The 25,679-nt window shown below is 38.6% G+C and carries 22 protein-coding genes; 18 read left to right on the top strand and 4 right to left on the bottom strand.

The genetic code is table 11. The annotated features are described in order from the left end of the window. The first annotated feature begins 107 nt into the window (after positions 1 to 107). The 4 genes from BFJ97_RS12195 (at position 108) to BFJ97_RS12175 (ending at position 3,703) form a co-directional block, all read left to right on the top strand. Positions 108 to 1,193 (top strand): AI-2E family transporter, encoded by a 1,086-nt coding sequence (locus BFJ97_RS12195; protein WP_083227023.1) that lies wholly within the window; start codon positions 108 to 110, stop codon positions 1,191 to 1,193. 12 nt (positions 1,194 to 1,205) lie between these two features. Next, positions 1,206 to 1,829 carry an NUDIX hydrolase gene (locus BFJ97_RS12190; RefSeq protein ID WP_068984932.1) on the top strand — a complete coding sequence of 208 codons (624 nt, stop codon included), beginning with the start codon at positions 1,206 to 1,208 and terminating at the stop codon, positions 1,827 to 1,829. Between the two features lie 568 nt (positions 1,830 to 2,397). Next, entirely contained in the window at positions 2,398 to 2,859 is a 462-nt protein-coding gene (locus BFJ97_RS12185) for a hypothetical protein (RefSeq protein ID WP_068984931.1), read from the top strand. A 232-nt stretch (positions 2,860 to 3,091) separates the two neighbouring features. Continuing rightward, positions 3,092 to 3,703 carry an alpha/beta hydrolase gene (locus BFJ97_RS12175; protein ID WP_068984929.1) on the top strand — a complete coding sequence of 204 codons (612 nt, stop codon included), beginning with the start codon at positions 3,092 to 3,094 and terminating at the stop codon, positions 3,701 to 3,703. 106 nt (positions 3,704 to 3,809) lie between these two features. Here BFJ97_RS12175 and BFJ97_RS12170 read toward each other — a convergent pair whose 3' ends face one another. From BFJ97_RS12170 to BFJ97_RS12160, 3 genes are all read right to left on the bottom strand, one after another. Further along, entirely contained in the window at positions 3,810 to 5,924 is a 2,115-nt protein-coding gene (locus BFJ97_RS12170) for an MMPL family transporter (RefSeq protein ID WP_068984928.1), read from the bottom strand. Between the two features lie 173 nt (positions 5,925 to 6,097). Beyond that, entirely contained in the window at positions 6,098 to 7,114 is a 1,017-nt protein-coding gene (locus BFJ97_RS12165) for an inorganic phosphate transporter (RefSeq protein WP_068984927.1), read from the bottom strand. 20 nt (positions 7,115 to 7,134) lie between these two features. Continuing rightward, on the bottom strand, positions 7,135 to 7,755 hold the full coding sequence (locus BFJ97_RS12160) for a DUF47 domain-containing protein (RefSeq protein ID WP_068984926.1): 621 nt from the start codon (positions 7,753 to 7,755) through the stop codon (positions 7,135 to 7,137). Between the two features lie 418 nt (positions 7,756 to 8,173). On the opposite strand from BFJ97_RS12160, the gene BFJ97_RS12155 reads away from it, so the two are divergent. Next, entirely contained in the window at positions 8,174 to 8,860 is a 687-nt protein-coding gene (locus tag BFJ97_RS12155) for an ABC transporter ATP-binding protein (protein ID WP_068985091.1), read from the top strand. Between the two features lies 1 nt (position 8,861). Continuing rightward, a complete protein-coding gene (locus BFJ97_RS12150) occupies positions 8,862 to 10,178 on the top strand; it encodes an ABC transporter permease (RefSeq protein WP_068984925.1) in 1,317 nt (438 codons plus the stop codon). Positions 10,179 to 10,297: 119 nt separating this feature from the next. On the opposite strand, the gene BFJ97_RS12145 is transcribed toward BFJ97_RS12150, so the two are convergent. Next, complete coding sequence (locus BFJ97_RS12145) at positions 10,298 to 11,458, bottom strand: class I SAM-dependent methyltransferase (RefSeq protein ID WP_068984924.1); 1,161 nt, start codon at positions 11,456 to 11,458, stop codon at positions 10,298 to 10,300. A 425-nt stretch (positions 11,459 to 11,883) separates the two neighbouring features. Here BFJ97_RS12145 and putP point away from each other — a divergent pair, with 425 nt between their 5' ends. The 12 genes from putP to BFJ97_RS12095 all read left to right on the top strand — a co-directional run bounded on the left by putP (position 11,884) and on the right by BFJ97_RS12095 (position 25,664). Beyond that, positions 11,884 to 13,368: a sodium/proline symporter PutP gene (gene putP / locus BFJ97_RS12140; protein WP_068984923.1), complete on the top strand. Its 1,485-nt coding sequence runs from the start codon at positions 11,884 to 11,886 to the stop codon at positions 13,366 to 13,368. A gap of 163 nt (positions 13,369 to 13,531) precedes the next feature. Further along, positions 13,532 to 14,818, top strand: a complete 1,287-nt coding sequence (gene hflX, locus BFJ97_RS12135) for a GTPase HflX (protein ID WP_068984922.1) — start codon at positions 13,532 to 13,534, stop codon at positions 14,816 to 14,818. A gap of 418 nt (positions 14,819 to 15,236) precedes the next feature. Further along, a complete protein-coding gene (locus BFJ97_RS12130; RefSeq protein WP_068984921.1) occupies positions 15,237 to 16,724 on the top strand; it encodes a peptide MFS transporter in 1,488 nt (495 codons plus the stop codon). A gap of 331 nt (positions 16,725 to 17,055) precedes the next feature. Next, entirely contained in the window at positions 17,056 to 17,190 is a 135-nt protein-coding gene (locus tag BFJ97_RS25455) for a hypothetical protein (RefSeq protein WP_302621795.1), read from the top strand. Positions 17,191 to 18,122: 932 nt separating this feature from the next. After that, on the top strand, positions 18,123 to 19,268 hold the full coding sequence (locus BFJ97_RS12125) for a M20 peptidase aminoacylase family protein (RefSeq protein WP_068984920.1): 1,146 nt from the start codon (positions 18,123 to 18,125) through the stop codon (positions 19,266 to 19,268). Continuing rightward, a complete protein-coding gene (locus BFJ97_RS12120) occupies positions 19,268 to 20,092 on the top strand; it encodes a GNAT family N-acetyltransferase (protein WP_068984919.1) in 825 nt (274 codons plus the stop codon). Before BFJ97_RS12125 ends, BFJ97_RS12120 begins: the two co-directional genes overlap by 1 nt. Before the next feature lie 22 nt (positions 20,093 to 20,114). Further along, positions 20,115 to 21,221, top strand: coding sequence for an o-succinylbenzoate synthase (gene menC, locus BFJ97_RS12115; protein ID WP_068984918.1), 1,107 nt, complete (start codon positions 20,115 to 20,117; stop codon positions 21,219 to 21,221). A gap of 291 nt (positions 21,222 to 21,512) precedes the next feature. Further along, a complete protein-coding gene (locus BFJ97_RS25450; RefSeq protein WP_302621794.1) occupies positions 21,513 to 21,641 on the top strand; it encodes a hypothetical protein in 129 nt (42 codons plus the stop codon). 39 nt (positions 21,642 to 21,680) lie between these two features. Further along, complete coding sequence (locus tag BFJ97_RS12110; RefSeq protein WP_068984917.1) at positions 21,681 to 22,733, top strand: YkvI family membrane protein; 1,053 nt, start codon at positions 21,681 to 21,683, stop codon at positions 22,731 to 22,733. 276 nt (positions 22,734 to 23,009) lie between these two features. Further along, complete coding sequence (locus BFJ97_RS12105) at positions 23,010 to 23,960, top strand: ABC transporter permease (protein WP_068984916.1); 951 nt, start codon at positions 23,010 to 23,012, stop codon at positions 23,958 to 23,960. Beyond that, on the top strand, positions 23,953 to 24,906 hold the full coding sequence (locus tag BFJ97_RS12100; RefSeq protein WP_068984915.1) for an iron chelate uptake ABC transporter family permease subunit: 954 nt from the start codon (positions 23,953 to 23,955) through the stop codon (positions 24,904 to 24,906). The genes BFJ97_RS12105 and BFJ97_RS12100 overlap by 8 nt, the downstream gene beginning before the upstream one ends. Beyond that, positions 24,903 to 25,664: an iron ABC transporter ATP-binding protein gene (locus tag BFJ97_RS12095; RefSeq protein ID WP_068984914.1), complete on the top strand. Its 762-nt coding sequence runs from the start codon at positions 24,903 to 24,905 to the stop codon at positions 25,662 to 25,664. The genes BFJ97_RS12100 and BFJ97_RS12095 overlap by 4 nt, the downstream gene beginning before the upstream one ends. Positions 25,665 to 25,679 lie beyond the last annotated feature (15 nt).

The following is a 25,679-nucleotide window of genomic DNA, read 5'->3' as shown; positions in this document are numbered from 1 at the left end:
GATTTTTTTGTTTCAAAACCTATTTTATTTGATAATAAATAATAGGATACTTGCGAAATGGTAAATATATAAGTAGTATTCTCATTATATGTGATAAAAGGAAGTGAATGAAAGTGACGAGGAAAGTTTGGTTTCAAGTAGGTGTAGGGTTTTTACTTGTTCTATTAATCATTAAATATTTTGTAGAGATTCATTGGATCTTTTCACCGCTTGTCATTATTTTAAAAACTATTTTTGTCCCTTTGTTACTTGGTGGTGTTTTGTACTATGTAACAGAGCCAATTCAAAGGTTTTTAGAAAAACATGGATGGCCGAGATGGTCAAGTATATTGGCAATAGTTGTTGGACTTATAGCAATCGCTGTTGGCTTTGGTTGGGTTGTTGGTAATCCGATTGCGGAACAGTTAAATAAGCTAGTGAAAAATGCACCAATGATTAGTAAAGGTATTCAGGATGCAACTGACTACGTGGTGAGAAATATGGAAAATTTCCCACCACAGTTAAAAGAGATGATCGATAGTATCGCGAATTCTGTACAAGATATTGCCATTGTGGCAAGTAAGGGGCTAGTTTCGTTTTTACAATCAATTGTATCTGCCTCTTTATTAGCTATTTTAATTCCATTCTTCTTTATCTTTATGTTGAAGGATCATGAAAAATTTGCACCATCAATTTATAAATATTTCAGCGGTGAGCGCCGTGAATGGGTGAAGAAGACGTTAAGTGAAATTGATAGTGTATTACGTAGCTATATTCAAGGGCAGCTGCAAATTAGTTTTTTACTAGCGCTCATTATGTTTGTCGGGTATTTAATGATGGGTCTAGAGTATTCGTTGCTACTTGTTATATTCGCGTTCTTTATGAATATGATTCCGTTTATTGGACCTTGGATTGCCTTTGCACCAGCAGTAGTTGTAGCAGTTATTCAGGATCCCGTTCTAGTAATATGGGTATCGGTTGTCACACTCGTGGCACAGCAAATTGATAGTAACTTTATAACACCTAATGTTATGGGGAAAACACTCGATATACATCCGTTAACAGTTATTACGATTATTTTAGCTGCGGGTAATATTGCAGGCTTCATCGGCATTCTTATTGCTGTACCATTCTATGCCGTATTAAAAGTGATTGTATCCAATATTTATGATCAGCGTAACGCGATTAAGAATAAGGCTACGAAGTCAGTATAGGAGTCGAAAAAAATGGAACAGGAAATTGTGAAAGTTTTTAATGAGCAGCATGAACAGATTGGGACAGCAACAAGAGCAGAAGTACATGAAAAAGGGCTGTGGCATGAAACATTCCACTGTTGGCTTGTCAATGAGGACTATATTTATTTCCAAATCCGTAGTGCACAAAAAAAGGACTACCCTGGTTTACTTGATATTACAGCGGCAGGGCATCTGTTAGCCGCCGAGACAGTAGAATCAGGAATACGTGAAGTGAAGGAAGAGCTAGGACTTGATATTCACGTTCACGAGGTTGTTAAAATGGGCATGACGTCTTGTAGTATCGTTTCGGAAAATATGATCGACAATGAATTTTGTCATGTTTTTACATATCCATTCAAACATGATTGGGATTCGTTTGAACTTCAATATGAAGAAGTATCAGGGGTCGTTAGAGCAAAGCTTGATGAGGCAGAGGCATTCTTTTTAGGCGGAACAGCTACTCTTAATATTGAAGGCTATGAATATTTCCCTGATGGTAAACGAGTGAAAATTGTGCGCCCAGTTAGTATTGCACAATTTGTCCCTTATCGAGAACTATACGTTGCGCATGTTATTCAGTTTGTAAAAGAAAAAATGTTTAATAAAAAGTTATGAATTGTGGAGGATGTCTGAGAAAGCACTTCATAAGAGTTCTAGCATAATTGTAAATGGTAAAATCCGCTTCGCCTCCTGCGGGCAAGGTACGAGCCAAAGTGCTGTGCTCCTGACGCTGCGTCTAATCACGCTTCGTCGCACAACATAGTTTCGCTAACTCCATGGTGGGTCTGGTCTCGTTCTCTGGCTTTCCCCGCAGAGGCATACGCGGATTTTTATCTTTATATCAGAAAATAATTAGTATCTTCCCGCATAAAAATACTATTTTTGCCTCATTATTAAAAATTGAGAATAAAATTTTTTAAAAAACAAATCTCATGTATATAAGTTGATTGGAGTGGAAACAGGGCGACTCCTTGGGGATCAGCGTCACAGATGAGACCCTGCAGCGAAGCGAAGCGGCTCATCGGACGCCCCCAGGAAAGCGCCCTGTTGGAACGGAAATCAACCACACACTATGGACAAGAAGCCACTATTTTCACTTTTAGAACTGCTTATTTTACTTCAAACTAACAGGAAAAATAAGTTATACTGTAAGGTAGATTGAATAGAAAAGGAGCATTTTTATATGCTAACATTTGAACAAAAACAAACTATTATTGAGTCATTTCCTGAACTTACAAAGAAGGAGATTTCATTAAAACGCTTAAATTATCACTTGATGGATAGCCTTTATGAGAAGACCATTGTTGTAGAAAAGCTACATCCAAATGGCAACGGCTTTGTCTTTGTTGGTGATTTATTGCGCTATGAGGAAGAAGCAAACGATAAAGGGCTCGTAAATATTCGTGACTACAATGAACAACAGCTTCGTGAGATTATTGAAGATGCCATTCAATATTTATCGGAAGAAGAAGAGCAAGAGCCAATTGAAGAGATATGGCAAAGTCGTGAAGGTGTTCAATTAAAGCTAGCCTTTGAGCAACGTTCATGGAATGTTTATCATGGCGAAAATTTAGAGGAAGCCTTTGGTACACATGATGCTGCGAAAGAATATTTACTAGAAGAGGGCTTTCGTAAAAAGAAATAAGTAACCCGGGGGATCATAACAAATGAATGGGAAAAAAATAGTGGGAATAGTGATTGTTTCTGTTATAGCTGTATGTTTAATTTCAGTATTTTCGATAAAAAACTTTTATAAAAACAATGTGGAACAGCCAAATCGTGAAAATCGAGAAATTAATAAGTCCAAGAGCTTGAATTTAATTTTGCCACAGGCTACAATTATCTCGAATTCAAGATAATCGAGAGGTGGACTGTCAATGCAGCACGTTTTTCATAAAGGAACAGATGAGACAAAGCCGATTCTTTTACTGTTACATGGTACAGGTGGAAATGAACAAAGCTTAATTGGTCTTGCAAAGGAAATTGATGATACAGCAAGCATTTTAAGTGTGCGTGGAAATGTGCTTGAAAATGGCATGCCACGCTTTTTCCGTCGATTGGCGGAGGGTGTTTTTGATCTAGAGGATTTAATTTTCCGTACGAAGGAATTAAATGACTTTCTATTAGAGGCAGCGCAGCAGTATGGCTTTGATCGTAATCGAGTTGTAGCTATTGGCTATTCAAATGGTGCAAATATTGCTGCTAGCCTATTATTCCATTTTGAGGATGCTCTAACAGGCGCAATACTGCATCATCCAATGGTGCCTAGACGTGGTATTGAGTTGCCTGTACTTTCTTCAATCCCTGTTTTTATTGGTGCTGGAACGAATGATCCAATGTGTTCTGCACAGGAATCGGAAGACTTACAGGCGCTTTTAACGGCAGCAGGGGCAGAGGTGACGACGAAATGGTTTCATTATGGTCATCAGCTAACGATGCCTGAGGTAGAAGCAGCAAAAGAATGGTACGACCGTATTTATTCAAAATAAGACAAATCCGCAACCTTTGAGTGAGGGAGAGCTCACGGAAGGTTGCGGATTTTTTTACTTCTTTCAGTCGACTTCGGACGTAATTATGCCAAGCTATAATTGATCTCTATCTATTCTGTTTCTTCGCAAAGGGTAGCCACCAATTCCAATCCCCGAGGAGCTTCATAAGACTTGGTACGAGCATTAGACGAATAATAGTTGCATCGATGGCGACTGCAATGGCTATACCAACACCAATTTGCTTCACTGGCATCACATCTGTGAAAGCGAATGCCCCTGTTATGACAATCATAATAAGCGCTGCTGACGTAATGATACGACTTGTAGAGGTTAGACCCTCAATCGTAGCGCGTGTATTATCCGCACCTTTTTGATATTCCTCTTGAATACGTGATATTAAAAAGACTTCATAGTCCATACTTAAGCCGAATACAAGACAAAATACAATGACTGGAATTATGAGTACAATCGTTCCAGCTTCAATTCCCAAATGTCCGTATTGGAAAATATAGACGAGAATACCGAAGGCTGATGAAAGTCCAATGATATTCATAATAATCGCTTTCAGTGGGATTAAAATCGAACGGAAAGCGAGCATTAAAATAAAGAATGTTGATATGATAATAATGGATACGGCCAAGAGAATTTTACTAGAGATTTCATCAAAAATTTCTTGGTTGAATTTCGCAGGACCGCCGAGTGCAAAATTGACACCTAAATCTTGATCTTTCCAAGTTCGAGCGAATTTTTGAGCGGTAGTTGATGAACCAGCTGCATCCAATGTAATTGGGATAAAGAGTTGATTGCCCTTAGAAAACGTATCTTGAATTGGTTTTAATTGTTCTGCCACTTGTGGAATTTCCAAAGAAGCAGTTAGTTCCTCGGGTGACTTAATGTTCGCAGTCGTATAAATGGTTGCGACATCATTTACCAGTGGGTCATCGAGTAGCTTTTCTTGAATAGTGTAAATAAGCTCTCGGGCCTCACTATCTTCCCAGCCTTCCTTACGTTCTGCTAGTAAATATAAAGTTGAGGTATCACCAAGTCCGAACGTTTCATCTAATTTATCATACGCTGCACGTGCCTCATATTTTGTTGGTAATGAATCCACCTGAGGAATGGTAAGTTTAATATCCTTCAATGGAATCATACCAATACCTAGTAATAATAATGCTACAATAACGATGGTCACTGGATGTTTCATAACAAAACCTGCAAAGCCACGCCAACGATTTGCGCCACCAGGCTTTACACGTAATAATCGCCATTTATTTAGGCGGTCCCCTAATAGTGTCATAGTAGCAGGAAGCAAGGTTAAGCCAGAAAGTACGGCAAGTAATACAACAATGGTGCCTCCTAAAGCGATATTGTGAAATATTTCGACGTCAATGACAATCATGGCACCTAAACCGATCATGACGCAAACAGCAGAAAAGATGATAGAACGGCCAGCTGTCTGTATAGCGGTTTGAATAGCTTGTACAATGGATGTATGGGCACGTTCTTCGCGATATCGGTTAATAAACAATAAGGCGAAATCAATGCTTAATGCTAGTCCAAGCATAGGTACTATATTTAACACAAAAATCGATAAATTCACATTACCGCTAAGCAGTGTTAAAATTCCGAACGCAGTTACAACAGTGACAACACCAATAATGATCGGTAAGATTGAGGCTACAACAGTACCAAAAGCTAGTAATAGCACTATGATGGCGATTGGTAAGCCAATTGCTTCCGCTGACGCCAAATCCTTTTGACTGGCTGTATTAATGTCCTCTGAAATAACAGGCCCACCTGTAATGCTCACTCCGTCATCCTCTATTAAAGAACGGATGTCCTTCACTACATCAGGTAGATTGTCAACATCATTTTTAATATGAACCATTGCATAGGCTATACCATTCTTTTGTAAAGAAGGATCATCAAGCGGTGACTGGATTGAATGAATCTCCTTTACTTTTTCTAACTTTTTTAAAGTATCTTGAATTTTCTTATCCTCGGCCGGATCAAATACGACTAAGATTGTATCAGAAGGCAAATCAAATGTTTCTGCCAGCTCATTTGTGACGTAGGTATGATCTCCTTCAACAAAAAAGCCGTCTCCTTGAAGCTTGCTTGGAAGTTGTATGGCAAACATAGCCATCGCTATAAAAATGACGAACCATATTGCCACGATAGCTTTTGCGTGAGCTGTAATAAAGGCTGAAAAAGTTTTCATAGTAGTGTACGATCCTCCTTATAAATAGTGTAAAGGATGTGTCACATTTTGTCGTGTGATAATGTAAAAACTCCTGTCCGATAAGGAACAGGAGTCTTAGTATGCGATCAAAATCAATTATGCCTTGGCATAATTTCGTCCGGAATCGGCTTTAACTTCTTTCAGGAAAGAAGTTAAAAGAATAAAGCTAACAAGAAGTAAATAACAGCTGCCATAACGGCTGAAATTGGCATTGTAATAATCCAAGTAGTTACGATTTTACGTGCCATTCCCCAGTTTACACCACGAACACGTTGTGCCGAGCCGACACCCATGATAGAGGAAGAAATAACGTGTGTTGTGGATACTGGCAGGTGAATTAATGTAGCACCAAAGATAACTGAAGCAGAAGCTAAATCTGCTGCTACCCCATTTACAGGACGGATTTTCATGATTTTACCGCCGACTGTTTTAATAATCTTATAGCCACCGATAGAGGTACCAAGCCCCATTGCAGTTGCTGCTGATGCTCGTACCCAAAAAGGAATTTCATCTCCTGTATGCAAACCAGCGGCGATTAATGCCATCGTCATAATTCCCATTGCTTTTTGTGCATCGTTTGTACCATGTGTAAAAGATTGAATGGCAGCAGTGAAAATTTGCATTGTACGGAAACCTTTGTTCGTACGATATAAATTCAAGTTTTTAAACAATAATTTAAATAGTGTCATCATAATAAAGCCAGCGCAAATCGCAAGGATTGGAGATAGCACTAGTGCCATAATGATTTTAGTAAAACCGCTATAGTTTAGAACTCCGAAGCCGGAAGATGCAACTGCTGCACCAGCAATGGATCCAATCAGAGTGTGAGAAGAACTTGATGGAATACCGAAATACCATGTTAGTAAGTTCCAAACAATAGCTGAAATTAATGCTGCTAAAATAACGACTGAGCCTGTCGTGTCTCCTGGAAAGGCATTTAAAGCGAATGGATCTACAATGTCTTTTGTTAGAGCCTTTGCAACTCCGACGAAGGTAATCGCTCCGATAAAGTTCATCGTTGCAGCCAGCAGGATAGCTACACGAGGTTTCAATGCTCTAGTGGAAACTGAAGTTGCGATAGCATTTGCTGTATCGTGGAAGCCATTGATAAAGTCAAATGTTAGGGCAAAGATAACGACCAGTACGGTTAGAATAATGATTGTGTTCATTGTAAGTGCCCATCTCCTAATTACGCATTACGCATGATAATTGTTTCCATTGTATTTGCAACGTTTTGGCAATGATCAGCGATATCTTCAAGTTGCTCATATATATCTTTATATTTAATAAGTCGAATTGGATCTTTTTCATTTACAAATAATTTTTTAATAGATGAACGTTGTACTTCATCACATTCACGCTCGTAGTCTTTAATAAGAATTGCGTGTGGGCGCATGCCAATAAGATTCTTTTTCTTTAACTCTTCTGTTGCTTTAACAATTTCGTCAGCACTTTTTGAAATATAGCCTAAGAAAATACGCATTGATTCATCAACTTCTGTTAGGGAAAACATTTCAAAATGAGCGATACAATGCTCTGTACCATCTAATACATCGTCCATACGAATAGCAAATTCGAGAATATCTTCGCGTTCGATAGGTGTCATAAATGATTTGTTTAGCATCACGATCAGTTCATGAATAAGTTTATCACCAGCTGTTTCGTAATTTTTCATAGTAATGCTAATCTCTTTTAGGTCAGCTACACTGTTAATACGAAAATCATTTGCGTAATGTACGGCCTCTCTCATATTCTCAGCAATTTTATGCAAAGCTATAAAGAAAGGGTCTTGTTTTTTTGAGTTAAGCATGTAAATCGAATCCTCCTGGATATAATTAAATTGGCCTCTAAACTTTACTATCATAACAAAATCTTTAAATTATCTACATAAAATTCTTCGATTCTACAAAAAAATTTACAATCCTGTAATATACAATTTGTTCACAAAATAATAAAAGTATCACTGTATTTGTTTTTATTAATACAGATAAACACTTTAAAAATAGTGTTTTTAAAGATTCATACCTGCTGTTTAATACACAAATTATACTATCTGGACATAATATTTCAGAAAAAATTTTCAGTTGAATTGTAAAGGAAATGTAAAGGTGTCGCTTTGCTAAAAGTTTTCCCTTTTTCTTAAGAATATCTTCATTTTTATCCTTCAACTTTATTAAGAATTCTTGACTACAATGGAGAAAGCATGAGGAAGGGGCGTTTATTTGACAATGATTCAAGTCGAGAACTTACAACATACATTTTTAATAGGAAAAAAAGGCAAGGAAAAACAGGTTCCGGTATTAAAAGGTGTCAACTTCGAGGTGAAAAAAGGGGAAATTGTCGCAATTGTTGGTAAAAGTGGCTCTGGAAAATCAACTTTATTACAAACGTTAGCTGGATTTATGAAATCTGAACAAGGTTCTATTAAGATCAACGGAAAGGAAATAGCTAATCTCACGGAAGCAGAGAGTGCAGCTTTTCGCTTGCAACAGTTCGGATTTATCTTTCAAAACTTTCAACTGATGCCTGGCTTAACGGCGTTTGAAAATATAGAACTGCCATTAAAATTACAGGGTACTAAGAAAGCTGTGCGTAAAGCAAAGGTGAAAAAAATAATGGACAAGGTGGGTCTAACGGAGGTGGCAGACCATTATCCAAATGAATTATCGGGTGGTCAGCAACAGCGTGTTAGTATTGCCAGAGCTCTGATTACAAATCCACCTATTTTGTTGGCGGATGAGCCGACAGGAAGTCTTGATTCAGAAACAGAGCAAGATATATTGTTGCTTATTCAAAGTTTAAACCGTGAGCTTGGTTTAACATTTGTCATTATTACTCACGACGAGGAAGTAGCGACAATAGCACATCGACATTTCCGTATGTACGATGGTGAGCTTGTGAAGGAGGAAGTATAGCATGTTATTTAAAGATCAATTAGATTTTGTAACACAGCATATAAAGAAAAATAAAGTACGCGTTTTTATGACTGTGTTAGCAGCAACAATGGGCTGTGCATTTTTAATTGTCCTTGCATCAGTCGGATTTGGGCTTCAAGATTCATTACGCAATGAAATACTATCAAATGAAAAAGTTACGAAAATTCAAGTGTTTGGCGATAAACAATTTACTGAAGATGAAATACATGAAATAAAAGGTATAGAGCATGTGGAAACGGTGCTCGAAACGATTACTGTCAATGCGTCAGCACACTCATTTTTTGAGGGACGTGATACAAACTCTAATTTGTACGTTACTAATATGCAGAATTTTGAGCAAGTGAATGGCAAGCTTGCGGAAGGGAAGTATCCATCAAAGCCAAACGAAATCATTGTAGGTTATCATTTTGCTCAAACATTATTAAATGATGCTGAGCGCAATATTATTGTTGAAAAAAATAAAAAAGCTGAAGTGGAAGGCACGTATTATGATGGCAATGAAGAAGGGTATAAGGAATCTTTAATCGGTAAAGAGATTGAAATGTCTTTAGTTCCTAATACGGGTACTGTAGAAGAGACAGAGAAGATGAAATATACAATTGTCGGTGTGATGGAGAAGCCTTCTAATGATTGGATGATAAATAACTCAATTTATGTGGATGTAGAGCAAAAGCCTGTGCTAGCTGCAAATTTAGTAGCAGGTGATGTTAAAGAGGATGAAATGTTTTATTCGGAGTTTAATATTTTTGCTGATAGTATGGAAAATGTTAAGCCGATATTAGACAAACTAAAAGATAAAGGTTATAGCGTATACTCGGTTACTGAAGAACTGGATCAAATGAATGTATTTTTCCTAGTGTTAAAAATCGGTTTAATATTTGTAGGAACAATTGCTGTATTAATCGCATCAATTGGTATTTTCAATACTATGACAATGGCAGTTACAGAGCGTACTCGTGAAATCGGTGTTTTAAAGGCAATCGGGGCAAGTCCGAAGCTTATTCAACGATTGTTCTTAATGGAAAGCACCTTCATCGGTATTGTGGGTACTTTGATAGCTGTAGCAATTTCGTATGTCATTAGCTTTGTGGCAAATGCTGCATTGCCTTTAATTCTTGAAGCAGCAACAGGTGAAGATGCTTTTAGTAAAAGTGATATTATATTTTCATTAATTCCGTGGCAGCTTGTTATCATTGCATCAGCGATTAGTATTGGTGTAGCGATGATTTCAGGCTATCGCCCAGCGCGTAAGGCCACTAAAATTGACGTAATCCAAGCGTTACGACAAGAACTATAATTTGAAAGGGCGGTCCAGATGTTTTGGACTGCCCTTTCCATTTGATTGAACAAAATTTAGAAATACGAGCAGCAAGAAGACAAATACGCTCACTTCGATCACAAATATTCGTGAATAGGTTACAAGTACTCTTGTAACTCTTTTGCTAAAAATGGTGTAGCATTTAGTAACTTTAAAAATGCATCATAGTGAGCACGTTGTTCTAAGCTTGGCTTTTTGCCTGTACGATATGCTCGGATGAGAATGTTTTTCGGTGTATTTTCCATATCAATAAATTCCAGTAATTGAGCCTCGTAGCCAACAAGTGATAAAATTTCTGCTCGGATTGCGTCGGTTGCGAGCGCTGCGAAACGTTCCCGTACTAGGCCGTGCTGAAGCATGATATCAAGTGCTGGTGTGTTAAGTTGGCGATTTAGCTCATGTTGGCAACAAGGAACACTTAAAATAACACTCGCTCCCCATTTTACAGCGCGAGCTAATGCCATATCTGTAGCAACATCACAGGCGTGAAGCGTCACCACCATGTCCACAGCAGACTCATCATTATAATCATTAATATCTCCTACTTGAAATTCGAGTTGCTCATAGCCTAAATCCTGTGCAATTCGTGAACATTCTTCAATGACTTCTTTCTTTAAATCTAAGCCAGTGACACGGATATCTAGGCCTTTTTCAACTTTTAAATAATGGTATAGGGCGAATGTTAAATAGGATTTACCTGAGCCGAAATCTAAAATACGAACCTGACGATCCTTTTGTAAATATGTTAATGCATCATCTATAAATTCGATGAAGCGGTTAATTTGTTTAAATTTATCGTATTTTTGTTTTTTTATTTTTCCTTCTTCTGTTTGCACCCCAAGACGAATTAAAAAGGGGTATGGCTTATCCTCAGTTAGTAAATAGTTTTTCTTACGATTATGTGCTAAGTTTACTTGCTTTGGAGCCGAGGATTTATCAGATTTCCATAGTACTTTGTTCTTTTTTGATAGTTGTACATGTACTTTTTCATCCATAAAATCAATATGTGCTTGACGGTAATCGTTCAAAATGGCTTCTAGCTTCGCAGGGAAATCTTCTAATAGAATGTTTTCGTGTTTTAAAATACGTTCAAATTGGTATTCAATTTGTATATGATAAACATCCTTAAGCAACAGAGGCTTTAGTTTGATGCGTTTTACTTCGTTTGATTTCATACGGGGTTGACTGATTGTAGCAGTAACGAGCTGCTGTTGTAAAATTAGCTCCATAAGCTGTTCTTTCATTTCTTCAAATGTCATACATTTCGCCTTCTTTATCGTGTAATAGATGGCACTAGTTTATCACATTTTATGCAGTACAATGTTACTTTACATTTCGGAATTAGTTTTCTGAATGATTATAGGTTAAATTGTCTATTTGTTAATCTTCACCCAAAGTTGTGGATGACATTTGTTAAGATATATGTATTGTGTATAAGTTGATTGGAATGGAGACTGGGCGACTCCTTGGGGATCAGCGATAAAGGAACGAAGGCTAAGAGCATCACGTCCTGTGATAACGCCTTCGTGACCAACATCCTGCTGCTGCCGCTACGTAGCGTCAGCAACAAAGCGCCCAGTCGGAATGGAAATCAATTACACGTTATGGTGCTGAGCCATATTTATGGTATTTTTATTATAAGGTTTTTACTAAAGAAGACTAACTGGGAAAGAGGGGGAGAAATATGTCAGCAAACATGTATCAATTACTTGCGATTATTATTTATATGGTCGCTATGCTAGGGATCGGTTGGTATGCATTTATTAAAACATCGAATTTAACGGATTACATGCTTGGTGGGCGTTCGCTAGGTCCTGCTGTCACAGCGTTGAGCGCAGGTGCGGCAGATATGTCTGGCTGGTTGTTAATGGGTTTACCAGGTGCAATCTATTTAAATGGACTTGTTGAGGCTTGGATTGCCATTGGTTTAACAATTGGCGCTTATTTGAATTGGTTATTGGTAGCACCAAGGTTACGTGTATATACACAAGTTTCTAATGACTCAATTACCATTCCGAGTTATTTAGACAATCGTTTACGTGACAATACAAAGTTAATAAGAATTGCGTCAGGTATTATTATTTTAATCTTTTTTACATTTTATGTTTCTTCAGGAATGGTAGCGGGAGGCAAATTTTTCGATAGTTCCTTTGGATATGACTATCACACAGGCTTACTAATTGTATCTGGGGTTGTTGTGGCATATACATTATTTGGAGGATTTTTAGCAGTAAGTTATACAGACTTTTTACAAGGTCTAATTATGTTTTTAGCGCTTATTACTGTACCGTTATTCGGATTATTTTTAACAGGTGGAATTGGAGACACAATAGACTCTATTAAAATGGTGGATCCTGAACATTTGAGCTTATTACCATCCACTGTAACAGCGGCAGTCGTTATTTCATCACTTGCATGGGGACTAGGTTATTTTGGACAACCACATATTATCGTACGCTTTATGGCCATTAGCTCAGTAAAAGAAACAAAGCAGGCTCGTCGTATCGGTATTGGCTGGATGATGTTAAGCCTATTCGGGGCACTTGCCACAGCATTGGTAGGTGTGGCGTATTTTGAGCAAAATGCAGGTGAGTTAAAGGACGCTGAGACAGTATTTATTGTGCTTGGTCAAATATTATTCCATCCATTTATTGCAGGCATCATGCTAGCTGCTATATTAGCCGCAGTAATGAGTACCATTTCATCACAATTAATTGTTACTTCGTCAGCGCTTGTAGAAGACATTTACAAAGCGTTGTTTAATAAAACAGCGGACGATAAGCATTATGTCTTTATTGGCCGTGTCGCTGTTTTAGTTGTAGCTATTGTCGCAGCGATTTTAGCATGGAATCCAGACAGTTCTATTTTAAATTTAGTGGGCTTCGCTTGGGCAGGCTTCGGTGCGGCATTTGGTCCTGTAATATTGCTGTCACTATATTGGAGAAAATTGACGAATTACGGAGCACTCAGTGGGATGGTGGCAGGGGCTGCGACAGCTTTCATCTGGGGGAAAATTGACGTTTTATCAGATGCTTTATATGAGATTGTTCCAGGTTTCTTAGTGTGCTTAATCGTTGCGGTAGTTGTCAGTATTGTAACTTATAAACCGAATAAGGATATTGAAGACGAATTCAATCGTACTGAAGTATTACTAAAAGAAGAACGGTAGTAAATGAATGAGAATGCGCCTTTTGCATAGGAGGGCGCATTTTTAGGTATGAACGTTAGTAAAAGCAAGAGTTAGCTTTTAAACGACATGGATTTGTGCATTATATGGTAAGATGGAGAAAATTTGTCGTAGTAGTACTAAGGTATTAGTGGGAGGTTTGTGGATGGATAGAATTAAAGAAGTAGATATTTTATTGGAAAAAGCCATTTTGGTTGGCGTAAATTTACGGAATGATGAGCATTTTGATTATTCAATGGAGGAGCTGAAAAATTTAGCTGAAGCTTTAAATGTTGAAGTTGCTGGCATTATCACGCAAAATTTAGAGCGCATTACGCCATCTCATTATGTTGGTACTGGTAAAATTGAAGAAATAAAAAACTTTTATGATGAAGCACAAGCGAATTTAGTGATTTTTAATGATGAATTATCACCTTCACAAATCCGTAATTTAGAGCGTGATTTAGAAACGAAGGTTATTGATAGAACAATGTTGATTTTGGATATTTTTGGACGTCGTGCTAAAACACGTGAAGCACAGATGCAGGTCGAGTTAGCTCAATTGCAATATATGCTACCGCGATTAGTCGGCTTGCATGCGTCGCTCAGCCGTCAAGGTGGTGGCACAGGTGGTGGCTTTAAAAACCGTGGTGCTGGTGAGACAAAACTAGAACTAGACCGTCGGAAAATTGAGGATCAGATTACGAAAATTAAGAAGGAGCTAGAGCATGTAAAGGAACAACGAGAGACGCAGCGTAAGCAACGACGCAAAAACGCTATCCCTGTCGTTTCCATTGTTGGTTATACGAATGCTGGTAAGTCAACTATTATGAATCAGCTACTTGCTAAGATAGGGCAAGAAGATCATAAACAAGTGTTTGAAAAGGATATGCTTTTTGCCACACTTGAAACATCTGTCCGTCAAATAGAATTGCCAGATAAAAAGACATTCTTATTAACAGATACAGTTGGTTTCGTCAGCAAACTACCACACCATCTAGTAAAGGCGTTCCGCTCAACATTAGAAGAAGCTCGTGATGCCGACTTATTACTACATGTTGTGGATGTTTCTAATTCTGAGCATGGCTTTATGATGGAAGTAACAAATGAAACGCTTAAAGCGGTCGGTGTTGAGGGGATTCCGACAATTTATGTATATAATAAAGCTGATATAGCAAACGTCCCATACCCTGTTGTCAGCGGTGATAATATTTGGATCTCAGCGAAGCAAGGGATTGGATTAGAGGAATTACTGCAAATGATACGTCAGCATATTTTCTCTGATTATATAACATGTAAAATGCTTATTCCGTATGAACAGGGGAATATTGTATCTTATTTAAATGAACATGCCTCTGTCTATGAAACAGCATATGAAGAAAATGGTACGTTACTAACACTAGAGGTAAAAGAAGCGGATTATGCAAAATATCAGCAATATGTAATTAAATAATCAACTACATCATTGATCTAAAAGTATGCCAGAGGTACTTCGCTTCTAGCATGCTTTTTTTGTTAAAATGCGTCGTCGTGAAAGCAGTTTTATGTCGCGGTGCATGAAATTTTAGATAATCCTAGCTAGTTTGTTAAAATAACGAAAAATCTGACTATAATGTATTTTAGAATAATTTTATGTGAGGTTTGTAATTTAGTGGGTATCAAGGAGTAAAGAAACTTAGGAATATCAATGGTTTTGGTATAATTGCAGGAAAAACGTTCAGAATTTATAGAAAAGTGATAAATTTTCAACATTTTTTAAAACTCTTGAAAAAGTTTTTAAAACACTTTAGTATGATAAAACAAAGTTTTTTATCCTTATCAATGGGTAATAATATTTTTATTAAATAATGAAATTGGGAGAGGATATTTTTATGTCTACTAAAGATGAAATTGTAAAATCCGTCCCTCAAAATGGCTTTGTCGGACACCCTAAAGGGCTCTTTACATTATTTTTCACAGAATTTTGGGAACGATTCTCATACTACGGTATGCGAGCAATTCTGATTTTCTTTATGTATTATGAATTGAATGAAGGCGGTCTAGGTCTGGATCGTGGAACAGCGAACTCCATTATGGCCATCTACGGCTCACTTGTTTACATGTCGGGAATAATTGGTGGCTGGATTGCCGATCGACTGTTAGGTACACGTAGAACTATCTTCTATGGTGGCGTGTTCATTATGATTGGTCATTTACTGCTAGCGTTACCTGGTGGTGTGGGCATGTTATTTGCTTCAATGGCCTTTATTGTCATCGGGACAGGCTTATTAAAACCGAATGTTTCTAGCGTTGTTGGAGATATTTATGCTGAAGCTGATAATCGTCGTGATGCAGGTTTTTCAATTTTCTATATGGGTATTAATATGGGAGCATTCATTGCACCATTTATTGTCGGAACAATTGGACAAAAGTATAGTTTCCACCTTGGCTTCGGTGTAGCAGGGTTAGGGATGTTAATTGGTTTAATTGTATATAAATTAACAGAGAAAAAATATCTAGGTGTAGCAGGCTTACAAGTAAACAATCCATTAAAGCCTGAAGAGCGAAAAAAAGTCTTTACACGATTCGCAATTGCTGCTTTACTGATCATCATCGTAGGTGGTATTGGCATTAAAACTGGTGTATTGACAGTGGATGTTTTTAGTTTAATTATTACAGCTCTTGGGATTATCATTCCAACAGTGTTCTTTATTGTTATGTATCGCAGTGAAAAAACAACAAAAGATGAGAAGTCTCGTCTACTTGCATATATTCCGTTGTTTTTATCAGCAGTGATGTTTTGGGCAATCCAGGAGCAGGGCGCTACAATTTTAGCTACGTATGCTGATTCACGTACACAGTTGAATATTGGCGGCTTCCAGCTTCAATCTTCATGGTTCCAATCATTAAACCCATTATTCGTCATTACGTTGGCGCCATTATTTGCAATGTTATGGTTAAAATTGGGTGATAAACAACCATCTACACCTCGTAAATTTGCATTTTCGTTATTCTTCGCAGGATTATCATTCTTAGTTATGATGATTCCAGCATATTTATCAGGTGGAGAAACTTTAGTAAGTCCATGGTGGTTAGTACTGTCATTCTTCTTAGTTGTAGTTGGGGAGCTATTATTATCTCCAGTAGGGTTATCAGCCACTACAAAATTGGCTCCAAAGGCTTTTGCTGCACAAACAATGTCACTTTGGTTTTTAACAAGTGCCGCAGCGCAAGCTATTAACGCACAGCTTGTTAAGGTTTATGAAGCGGTAAGCGAATTCACTTACTTCGGCTTCTTAGGTTTCTTATCTATTGTTTTAGGGATTATAATATTATTACTTTCGCCTATCATTTCAAAAGCTATGCGAGGTATTAACTAATTAAAAGGTGTGAGTACAGTTATTCAAATAACTGTACTTGCACCTTTTTTGTATTAAGGGGCATGAAACATTTAGAAGAGCTGGAGTGGAGAATAGAAGAGCTAAAGTGACGGATAGAGCTATCGAAGCGACGGAAAGAACTCAGAGCGACGGAAAGAAGAGCCAAGGTGACGGATAGAACTATCGAAGCGACGGAAAGAAGAGCCAAAGTGACGGATAGAACTCAGAGCGACGGAAAGAAGAGCCGAGGTGACGGATAGAACCATTGAAGCGACGGAAAGAAGAGCTAAGGTGACGGATAGAACTCAGAGCGACGGAAAGAAGAGCTAAGGTGACGGATAGAGCCATTGAAGCGACGGGAAGAAAAGCCAAGGTGACGGATAGAACCATTGAAGCGACGGAAAGAAGAGCCGAGGTGACGGATAGAACTCAGAGCGACAGAAAGAAGAGCCAAAGTGACGGATAGAACTCAGAGCGACGGAAAGAAGAGTTGAAGCGACGGATAGAACCATTGAAGCGACGGAAAGAAAAGCCAAGGTGACGGATAGAACTCAGAGCGACGGAAAGAAGAGCTGAGGTGACGGATAGAACCATCGAAGCGACGGAAAGAAAAGCCAAGGTGACGGATAGAACTCAGAGCGACGGAAAGAAGAGTTGAGGTGACGGATAGAACTATCGAAGCGACGGAAAGAAAAGCCAAGGTGACGGATAGAACTCAGAGCGACGGAAAGAAGAGCCGAGGTGACGGATAGAACTATCGAAGCGACGGAAAGAAAAGCCGAGGTGACGGAAAGAACTCAGAGCGACGGAAAGAAGAGCTAAGGTGACGGATAGAACCATTGAAGCGACGGAAAGAAGAGCCAAAGTGACGGATTAACTATTAAATAGAACATCATAAAGCATCACGTCCAGTGATAATACCTTCGTGACCAACATCGCGTTGCCACCGCTACGCTTTCGCCCCAACCACCATCCGTTGCCACCGCTACGCTTCGCCCCAACCACCATCCGTTGCCACCGCTACGCTTCGCCCCAACCGCCATCTGTTGCCGCCGCTACGCTTCGCCCCAACCGCCATCTGTTGCCACCGCTACGCTTCGCCCCAACCACCATCTGTTTGCTACCGCTACGCTTCGCCTCAACCCCGATCTGTCGCCGCCGCTACGCTTTCGCGCAAACCCCGCGTGTTGCTCCAAGCAGCTCATCGGACGCTTTACGATAGAGCTGAGTCGGAACGGAAATGAATCCAGCTTTATAGATGGGATCAATTTATCACAATCTGAAAGTGATTGATTTTATCGTGTAATAGATTTGCTGAATGTGGGTATAAGTTTGTAGAAAAGATTTTATTTTAGTTATAATAATCTTAATAGTACGAAAATTCAGGGGGTTGGCGCTGTGAAGGAAGCTTTGGATCGTTTGAGGCCGAGATTAATGGAGATTTTCACGTATTTACACGCGAATGCGGAAATAAGCTGGCATGAGGTAGAAACCACAAATTATATTTTTGATTTACTAACACGTGAAGGTTTTTCGCCGGTGCGCTTTAAAAACATTACAGGGCTTTATGTTGATGTGGGAAATGGTGAGCCTAAAGTTGGTTTGCGTACGGACATTGACGCGCTATGGCAGGAGGTAGATGGCGAATTTCGGGCGAATCACTCCTGTGGGCATGATGGTCATATGACGATGGCAATTGGTGCGCTATTACTTTTGAAAGAGCTTGCTCCATCATTCAACGGTACAATTCGTGTTATTTTTCAACCTGCTGAAGAAAAAGGGACAGGTGCTTTAGCTGTTTTAAAAGAAGGAATCATTGATGATTTAGACTTTTTATTTGGTGTTCATGTAAGACCTGTTCATGAGCTTGAAGATGGTACATATTGTGCTGCGTTGTATCATGGAGCCTCTCGATTGCTCGAAGGAGAAATTATTGGAGAAGATGCCCATGCTGCAAGACCGCATCTCGGCGTAAATGCGATTGAGGTAGGGGCGACTATTATCGAGGATTTAAGAACGATTCATACAGATCCAATGGTTCCAGTATCAATTAAGATGACAAAATTCCAAGCTGGAGGAGACGCTGGCAATATTATTCCTGGTAATGCATCGTTCACCATTGATATTCGCGCTCAAAAAAATGATGTGATGGATGCCCTTGCCCAAGGAGTAAAGCGAGTCATTGACTCCGCTAAGCTTTTGTATAAGGTACAGATTGAATTACGTACTGTAGCAAATGTAGTAGCAGCTGAGGTAGACCTAACTGCTCAAAATATTATGGAACAGGCAATTGTCCAAGCGGTGGGGCTGTCGAAACTAAGAAAGCCAGTACGTACACCAGGAGGGGAAGATTTTCATCATTATGCCGTTCAAAGGCCGCATTTAAAATCTACAATGTTAGGTTTAGGCTGTGGGTTAACACCAGGATTACATCATCCAAAGATGAAATTTAAGCAGGCAAGGCTAGTAACAGGAGTTGAGATCCTTACAAGAGCAGTATTGTTAGCGCTGGCATCGGGGAAAACAAAGGAGGGTTCAGCATAATGTTAAAAAGAGTGCGCATACAAAAAATAATGACATCTACAGAGATTGCGAAAGTACAAACTTTGAACGCGGAAATTTGGGGGAGTCAGGCTATTCCCTTGCATCAATTGTTAGCAGTTGTACAAAATGGTGGACTTGTGCTTGGGGCATATTTGGGTGAAAAGCTAATTGGCTTTAATTATTGTTTTGTTGGTTGCCGTGAAGGGATGATGTATTTACACTCACACATGATTGGGGTGGAGAAAACATATCGTGAACAAGGTGTAGGTGAATTATTAAAGCATGCCCAGCAGGAATATGCAAAAGAACATGGATTTCAACTTGTGCGATGGCTATTTGATCCGCTAGAAGCACGGATGGCTAATTTATCATTTTTGAAGCTCAATGCTTTTAGTTATCAGTATGAAAATGATTATTATGGTCCACTCCAGGATGATTTTAACGAGGGACTACCTTCAGATCGTATTGTAATAGAGTGGTGGATTGAACGCGATCAGATGGAGGATTCCCTGGACGAATTGGAAGAAGAAGCTGAAGGAATTGTATCGTGGTCTTTGACGGTGGATGGTTTACCTGTACTCGATATTGATAGTGAATTTCAGCGAGATCAATCCTTTTATAAGGACGCCTATTTATTACCTATTCCTCAATTTTTACAAAAGATAAAAGTAGAGAGTCCTAAGCTTGCGGAGGACTGGCGTTATAAAGTTCGTACTATTTTAACGACATTATTTGACCAAAATTATGCGATAGTTCGAATGAAGAAGCATGATGAATATGTGCATAGCTATCTGTTAGTCAGACGCTCCTTATTAGCTTTATAATAAGGATAAGGAGTGAATTTTTGTGAAACTAGATCAGATTACAGTGCGACATATAAAAATGCCTATGAAAGCACCATTTTCAACGAGTTTTGGCACAATTGATGAAAAAGAATTCTTACTTATAGAAGCGAAAGATCAATCGGGGAATGTAGGATGGGGAGAAGCTGTTGCCTTTGTAGCGCCTTGGTATACAGAAGAGACATTAAAAACAACATGGCATATGCTTGAAGACTTTTTGATACCCATCTTGTTACATAAAGAGATTGGGCATCCAGATGAAGTCAGTACATTGTTTTCCACTATTCGTCGTAATTGCATGGCGAAGGCCTCTATTGAAGGGGCTATATGGGATATTTATGCTCAGCAAACAAAACAATCACTTGCTCAAGCGTTAGGTGGAGATAAGGAGCGAATAGAAGTAGGCGTGAGCGTAGGTATTCAATCTTCTACAGAGGCATTAATTGATTTATTAAAAAGTCATGTAAATAAAGGCTATAAACGAGTAAAAGTAAAAATTAAGCCTGGCCACGATGTAGAAGTTATTCGTGCTATTCGAGCTGAGATGCCAGATTTACCATTAATGGTAGATGCTAATTCGGCTTATACATTGGATGATATGAATGTATTGCAGCAACTTGATGCATTTAATTTATTAATGATTGAACAGCCATTAGCGGTAGATGATATTGTCGATCATGCTAAGCTGCAGAGAAAGTTAAAAACGCCTATTTGCTTAGATGAAAGCATCACCTCCTATGAGGATGCTCGAAAAGCGATAGAGCTTGGTAGTTGTGGTGTGATCAATATCAAAATAGGGCGTGTTGGCGGTTTAACAGAAGCTAGGAGAATTCATGATTTATGCGAAGCGAATAATATTCCTGTTTGGTGTGGCGGTATGTTAGAGGCGGGAATCGGACGAGCGCATAATATTGCATTAACATCACTCACGAATTTTATATTGCCCGGAGATACTGCCGGCTCTAGCCATTATTGGTATGAGGATATCATTACACCTGAAGTAATTGTAGAAGATGGTTATATTCATGTGCCACAAACGGCCGGAATTGGATACACACCTAATATGAAGGTAATTGATAAGCTAACAATCAGTAAGAAGGTCTATAAATAATAGGTTCATCACCAAATGTTGTAAATGACTTTTGGAAAAATGTCTACTATGTAAATTAGTTGATTGGAGTGGAGGCTGGGTGACTCCTTGGGGATAAGCGATAGAGGAACGAAGGATAAAACCATCACGTCCTGTGATAAAGCCTTCGTGACCTACATCGGTGCTGTTGCTGTCGCTGCGCTTTCGCACAAACAAAACCCTCTGCTGCCGCTTCGTTAGCACTACGCTTTCGCGCAAAAAACATCTGTTGGCCCAAGCGACTCATTGGACGCCCCCAAGAAGCTTTGCTCTGTGCGACAGCGGCAAATGTTTATCTGCGCGAAAGCGAAGCGACAGCGGCAAATGGTTTATCTGCGCGAAAGTGCAACGACAGCAACAACAAAGCGCCCAGTCGGAACGGAAATCAACCACACGTTTTGATGATGATCCCAATAATAGGATAAACGGGGAGAGAACTGATTGAAAAAAAGTTTGCAAATCGGTGGTGCCTATGTAGGAATTATCGTCGGTGCGGGGTTTGCATCAGGACAGGAAATCGTACTATATTTTACGAGCTATGGCTTTTATGGAATTTATGGTGCACTTATTGCTACGATTGGATTTGCTTTAGTAGGGATGTGCATTGCACAAATTAGCTCAAGGCTACGTACGAAATCACATAAGGATTTGATTTATCAAATTTCAGGCAATACTGTAGGTTTTGTGATGGATTGTTTACTGTCGCTCTTCTTATTTGGTGTAGCAGTAATCATGTTTGCAGGAGCGGGTGCTACTTTTCAACAAATGTTTGGACTGCCAGTTTGGCTGGGGAGTATTTGCATGATTGTACTTACAATAGCGACAGTTATGATGAATATGAAAAGCATTATAAACATTATTGCTATTGCCACACCTTATCTGTTAACAATTGTATCGATCATTGCGGTCTATTCATTAGCTACGATGGATTTAACTTTTGTAGAACAAGCTGTTATTGCACGGCAAGCACAGCCAAGCTCTAAAAGTTGGTGGGTTATGGCCTTACTGTATATGTCTTTTAATATCGGTGTATGTTTTTCGCTATTAACTGTTATGTGTGGATCTATCCGCAATGAGAAAGTGGCAGGGATGGGAGGCGTTATTGGTGGGATTTTGCTAGGAGCTTTAATTTTGCTTATTAACCTTTCCCTTCTTGCGAAAATGAATGTAATCGTTGGTATAGATATACCGATGCTAGTCTTAGCAAATGAGATTCATCCTCTAGTCGGTCTACTAATGTCAATTTCTCTATTAGGGATGATTTATAATACAGCAGTGGGGATGTTCTATTCTTTCATGGTAAGATTTTTAAAACCAAGCAGGCCTAGTTTTAAAATAGCTGCTGTCTTTATTGGTGGTTTGGGTTTTTTAGCAAGCCTTGCTGGTTTTACGACGCTTGTAGCAAAGTTATATGCTGTAATGGGGTATGTCGGTTTTGTTTTAGTAGTTTTTATTGTTGTTGCATGGCTCAGAGGAGTTCGACAAATGGCTTAATTGATGAGGTAATTGAGAAGGAATTAGTATGTTATTCTCAATTACCTTTTTATATGTATGGGAAATGTAGAGCTATTCAACCTCGGAAATAATAGAAACTACAAAAATTACGTTATTATAGCGTGGTTTTTATGGTTTCTTGAATAAAACGATAACAATTCTCAATTGAAGGTTGACTGAGAATAGAAACATGCTTATAATGAGAATCGTAAGTAATGATAATCGTTTTCATCAAAAAGTCAATTACGAGCAAAAATGAATCTACCGGGGATTACAATGAAAATAAGATATCTTTTAACAGCAACTGTAGTGTTGTCAATTGTGTCACTATTTATCGGTGTAGTAGATATTAAACCTAGCGACCTTTTAGACTTCGAATCAGAAGAAACTAGACTATTCTTAATTAGTCGTATACCGAGACTTGTAGCAATTTTGTTAGCAGGTGCAGGTATGAGTATTGCTGGTTTAATTATGCAAAGCTTAAGTAGGAATAAGTTCGTGTCACCAACAACAGCAGGTACTTTAGATGCTACTAAGTTGGGTATACTAATTTCGATGATGTTTTTCTCAAATGTCACATATTTTCAAAAAATTACCTTCGCTTTCATATTTGCTTTAGCCGGCACATTATTGTTTATGCAAATATTAAATCGAATAAAGTTTAAAGATGCGATTTTTATACCGCTTATTGGCTTAATGTTTGGGAATATCCTTTCGTCGATTACAACGTTCTTTGCGTATAAGGCGGATATTATCCAAAACATTTCTGCATGGTTACAAGGAGATTTCTCATTAATGATGAAAGGTCGTTATGAGCTTTTATACATAAGTGTACCCGTGCTGATTATAGCTTACATGTATGCGAATCGCTTCACAGTGGCTGGAATGGGGGAGGATTTTGCAAAAAACCTTGGTCTCTCCTATAAATTCGTTATGAATTTAGGTTTAGTGTTAGTAGCACTTATTTCAACGACAGTGGTACTTACTGTTGGCGTGATTCCATTCCTTGGTTTAATCATTCCCAATATAATTTCCTTGTTCAAAGGGGATAATCTCGCTAAGACATTGCCTCATACAGCGTTACTTGGGATGTCGTTTTTATTAATATGTGACATTATAGGGCGTGTACTGATTTTCCCTTATGAAATTCCAATTAGTATGACGGTAGGCGTCATCGGAAGTGCGATCTTCCTATTTATGTTGTTTAGGGGGAAAGCATATGCGTAACCGTACAAAAATGTTGATTTTACTAGGGTTGGCTGTAGCTTCTATTTTACTATATGTATTTTATGAACTTAATGGTAACTATCATTATGCGTTTCCACGTCGCCTTATTAAAGTGTTTGCGATGTCGTTAACGGGAATTGCGATTGCTTATTCAACAGTGGTTTTCCAAACGATTACACATAACCGTATTTTAACGCCAAGTGTAATGGGACTTGATGCATTATATATGTTGGTTCAGACGTTCATCTATTACTTCTTTGGCTCGATGTCGATATTCGTCATTAACGCCAAATACAATTTCTTACTAGCTGTTTTAGCCATGGTTGTCTTTGCGTTAATTTTTTATCGTGTATTGTTCAAGGAAGGAAAACGCCCGATTTATTTCTTGCTGCTTGTCGGTATGATTGTCGGAACGTTTTTAGGAAGCGTGTCAACGTTCTTCCAAGTATTAATAGACCCGAATGAGTTTTTAAGCTTACAAAGTAAAATGTTTGCAAGCTTCAATAATGTGAATTCGGATTTAGTGTGGCTTGCAGCTGTTGTCATAATCATTACCTTTATTTATGGTTGGCGTCACATGAACCAATTAGACGTAATGTCTCTTGGTCGTGATACAGCAATTAACCTAGGGGTACCGTATGATAAGCTTGTACAGCGTATGCTCATAGTATCTTCGGTGCTAATCGCCGTTTCTACAGCTCTTGTTGGACCTATTACATTCTTTGGCTTAATCGTGGCAAATTTATCGTATCAATTTTTTAAGACGTACAAGCACTCTGTGTTAATCGCAGGTTCTTGTGTGATGAGTGTTATTGCTTTAGTCGGTGGACAGTGGATGGTCGAACGTATTTTTAATTTCGATACAACACTTAGCGTTATTATAAACTTTGTAGGTGGTGTGTACTTCATCTACTTATTATTGAAGGAAAGTAGGTCAGCAGGATGATCCAAGTAAAAGCAATCTCCAAGTATTTTGGAAAAAAACCGGTCATTCAAGATGTCAGTGTCGACGTTGCACCAGGGAAAATTACGTCTTTTATTGGACCGAATGGTGCAGGTAAATCAACATTGCTTTCAATGGTAAGCCGTTTACTTAATGCAGATACTGGAGAAGTATTACTCGATAAATCCGAGGTACGTCATTGGAAGTCGGACGATTTTGCGAAGCGTGTATCGATTTTAAAGCAGTCAAATTATATGAATGTACGCCTAACAATTCGTGAACTTGTTTCATTTGGCCGTTTTCCTTATTCAAAGGGGAATTTAAAGCCAGAGGATGAGCAAAAGGTAGACGAGGCAATTCAATATATGAATTTAGATGATATGCAGCACAATTATTTGGATGAATTATCAGGTGGTCAACGTCAACGTGCATTTATCGCAATGGTTATTGCACAGGACACAGACTATATTTTGCTTGATGAGCCGCTCAATAATTTGGACATGAAGCACTCTGTGCAAATCATGAAAATTTTGCGTAAGCTGGTTGATGAGCTAGGGAAAACAGTTATCATCGTATTACACGATATTAACTTTGCTTCCGTATACTCTGACCATATTGTCGCATTAAAAAATGGACGTGTTGTCAAAGACGGTCCAACAAACGACATCATTAACTCTGATGCGCTTAAGGAAATCTATGATATGGATATCCCCGTTCAAGAACAGAATGGTTGTCGTATTTGCGTGTATTTTAACTCATAGAAGTAATAACGGATG

This window comes from Lysinibacillus xylanilyticus, from assembly GCF_001708185.1.
Taxonomy (GTDB): domain Bacteria; phylum Bacillota; class Bacilli; order Bacillales_A; family Planococcaceae; genus Lysinibacillus; species Lysinibacillus xylanilyticus_A.
Note: the sequence above shows the minus strand (reverse complement) of the source record. Positions and strands in the feature narration are given on the sequence as shown.

Coding starts and splice junctions, on each gene's coding strand:
- BFJ97_RS12195 (WP_083227023.1), top strand. CDS start 108: ATGAAAGTGACGAGGAAAGTTTGGTTTCAAGTAGGTGTAGGGTTTTTA.
- BFJ97_RS12190 (WP_068984932.1), top strand. CDS start 1,206: ATGGAACAGGAAATTGTGAAAGTTTTTAATGAGCAGCATGAACAGATT.
- BFJ97_RS12185 (WP_068984931.1), top strand. CDS start 2,398: ATGCTAACATTTGAACAAAAACAAACTATTATTGAGTCATTTCCTGAA.
- BFJ97_RS12175 (WP_068984929.1), top strand. CDS start 3,092: ATGCAGCACGTTTTTCATAAAGGAACAGATGAGACAAAGCCGATTCTT.
- BFJ97_RS12170 (WP_068984928.1), bottom strand. CDS start 5,924: ATGAAAACTTTTTCAGCCTTTATTACAGCTCACGCAAAAGCTATCGTG.
- BFJ97_RS12165 (WP_068984927.1), bottom strand. CDS start 7,114: ATGAACACAATCATTATTCTAACCGTACTGGTCGTTATCTTTGCCCTA.
- BFJ97_RS12160 (WP_068984926.1), bottom strand. CDS start 7,755: ATGCTTAACTCAAAAAAACAAGACCCTTTCTTTATAGCTTTGCATAAA.
- BFJ97_RS12155 (WP_068985091.1), top strand. CDS start 8,174: ATGATTCAAGTCGAGAACTTACAACATACATTTTTAATAGGAAAAAAA.
- BFJ97_RS12150 (WP_068984925.1), top strand. CDS start 8,862: ATGTTATTTAAAGATCAATTAGATTTTGTAACACAGCATATAAAGAAA.
- BFJ97_RS12145 (WP_068984924.1), bottom strand. CDS start 11,458: ATGACATTTGAAGAAATGAAAGAACAGCTTATGGAGCTAATTTTACAA.
- putP (WP_068984923.1), top strand. CDS start 11,884: ATGTCAGCAAACATGTATCAATTACTTGCGATTATTATTTATATGGTC.
- hflX (WP_068984922.1), top strand. CDS start 13,532: ATGGATAGAATTAAAGAAGTAGATATTTTATTGGAAAAAGCCATTTTG.
- BFJ97_RS12130 (WP_068984921.1), top strand. CDS start 15,237: ATGTCTACTAAAGATGAAATTGTAAAATCCGTCCCTCAAAATGGCTTT.
- BFJ97_RS12120 (WP_068984919.1), top strand. CDS start 19,268: ATGTTAAAAAGAGTGCGCATACAAAAAATAATGACATCTACAGAGATT.
- BFJ97_RS12105 (WP_068984916.1), top strand. CDS start 23,010: ATGAAAATAAGATATCTTTTAACAGCAACTGTAGTGTTGTCAATTGTG.
- BFJ97_RS12100 (WP_068984915.1), top strand. CDS start 23,953: ATGCGTAACCGTACAAAAATGTTGATTTTACTAGGGTTGGCTGTAGCT.
- BFJ97_RS12095 (WP_068984914.1), top strand. CDS start 24,903: ATGATCCAAGTAAAAGCAATCTCCAAGTATTTTGGAAAAAAACCGGTC.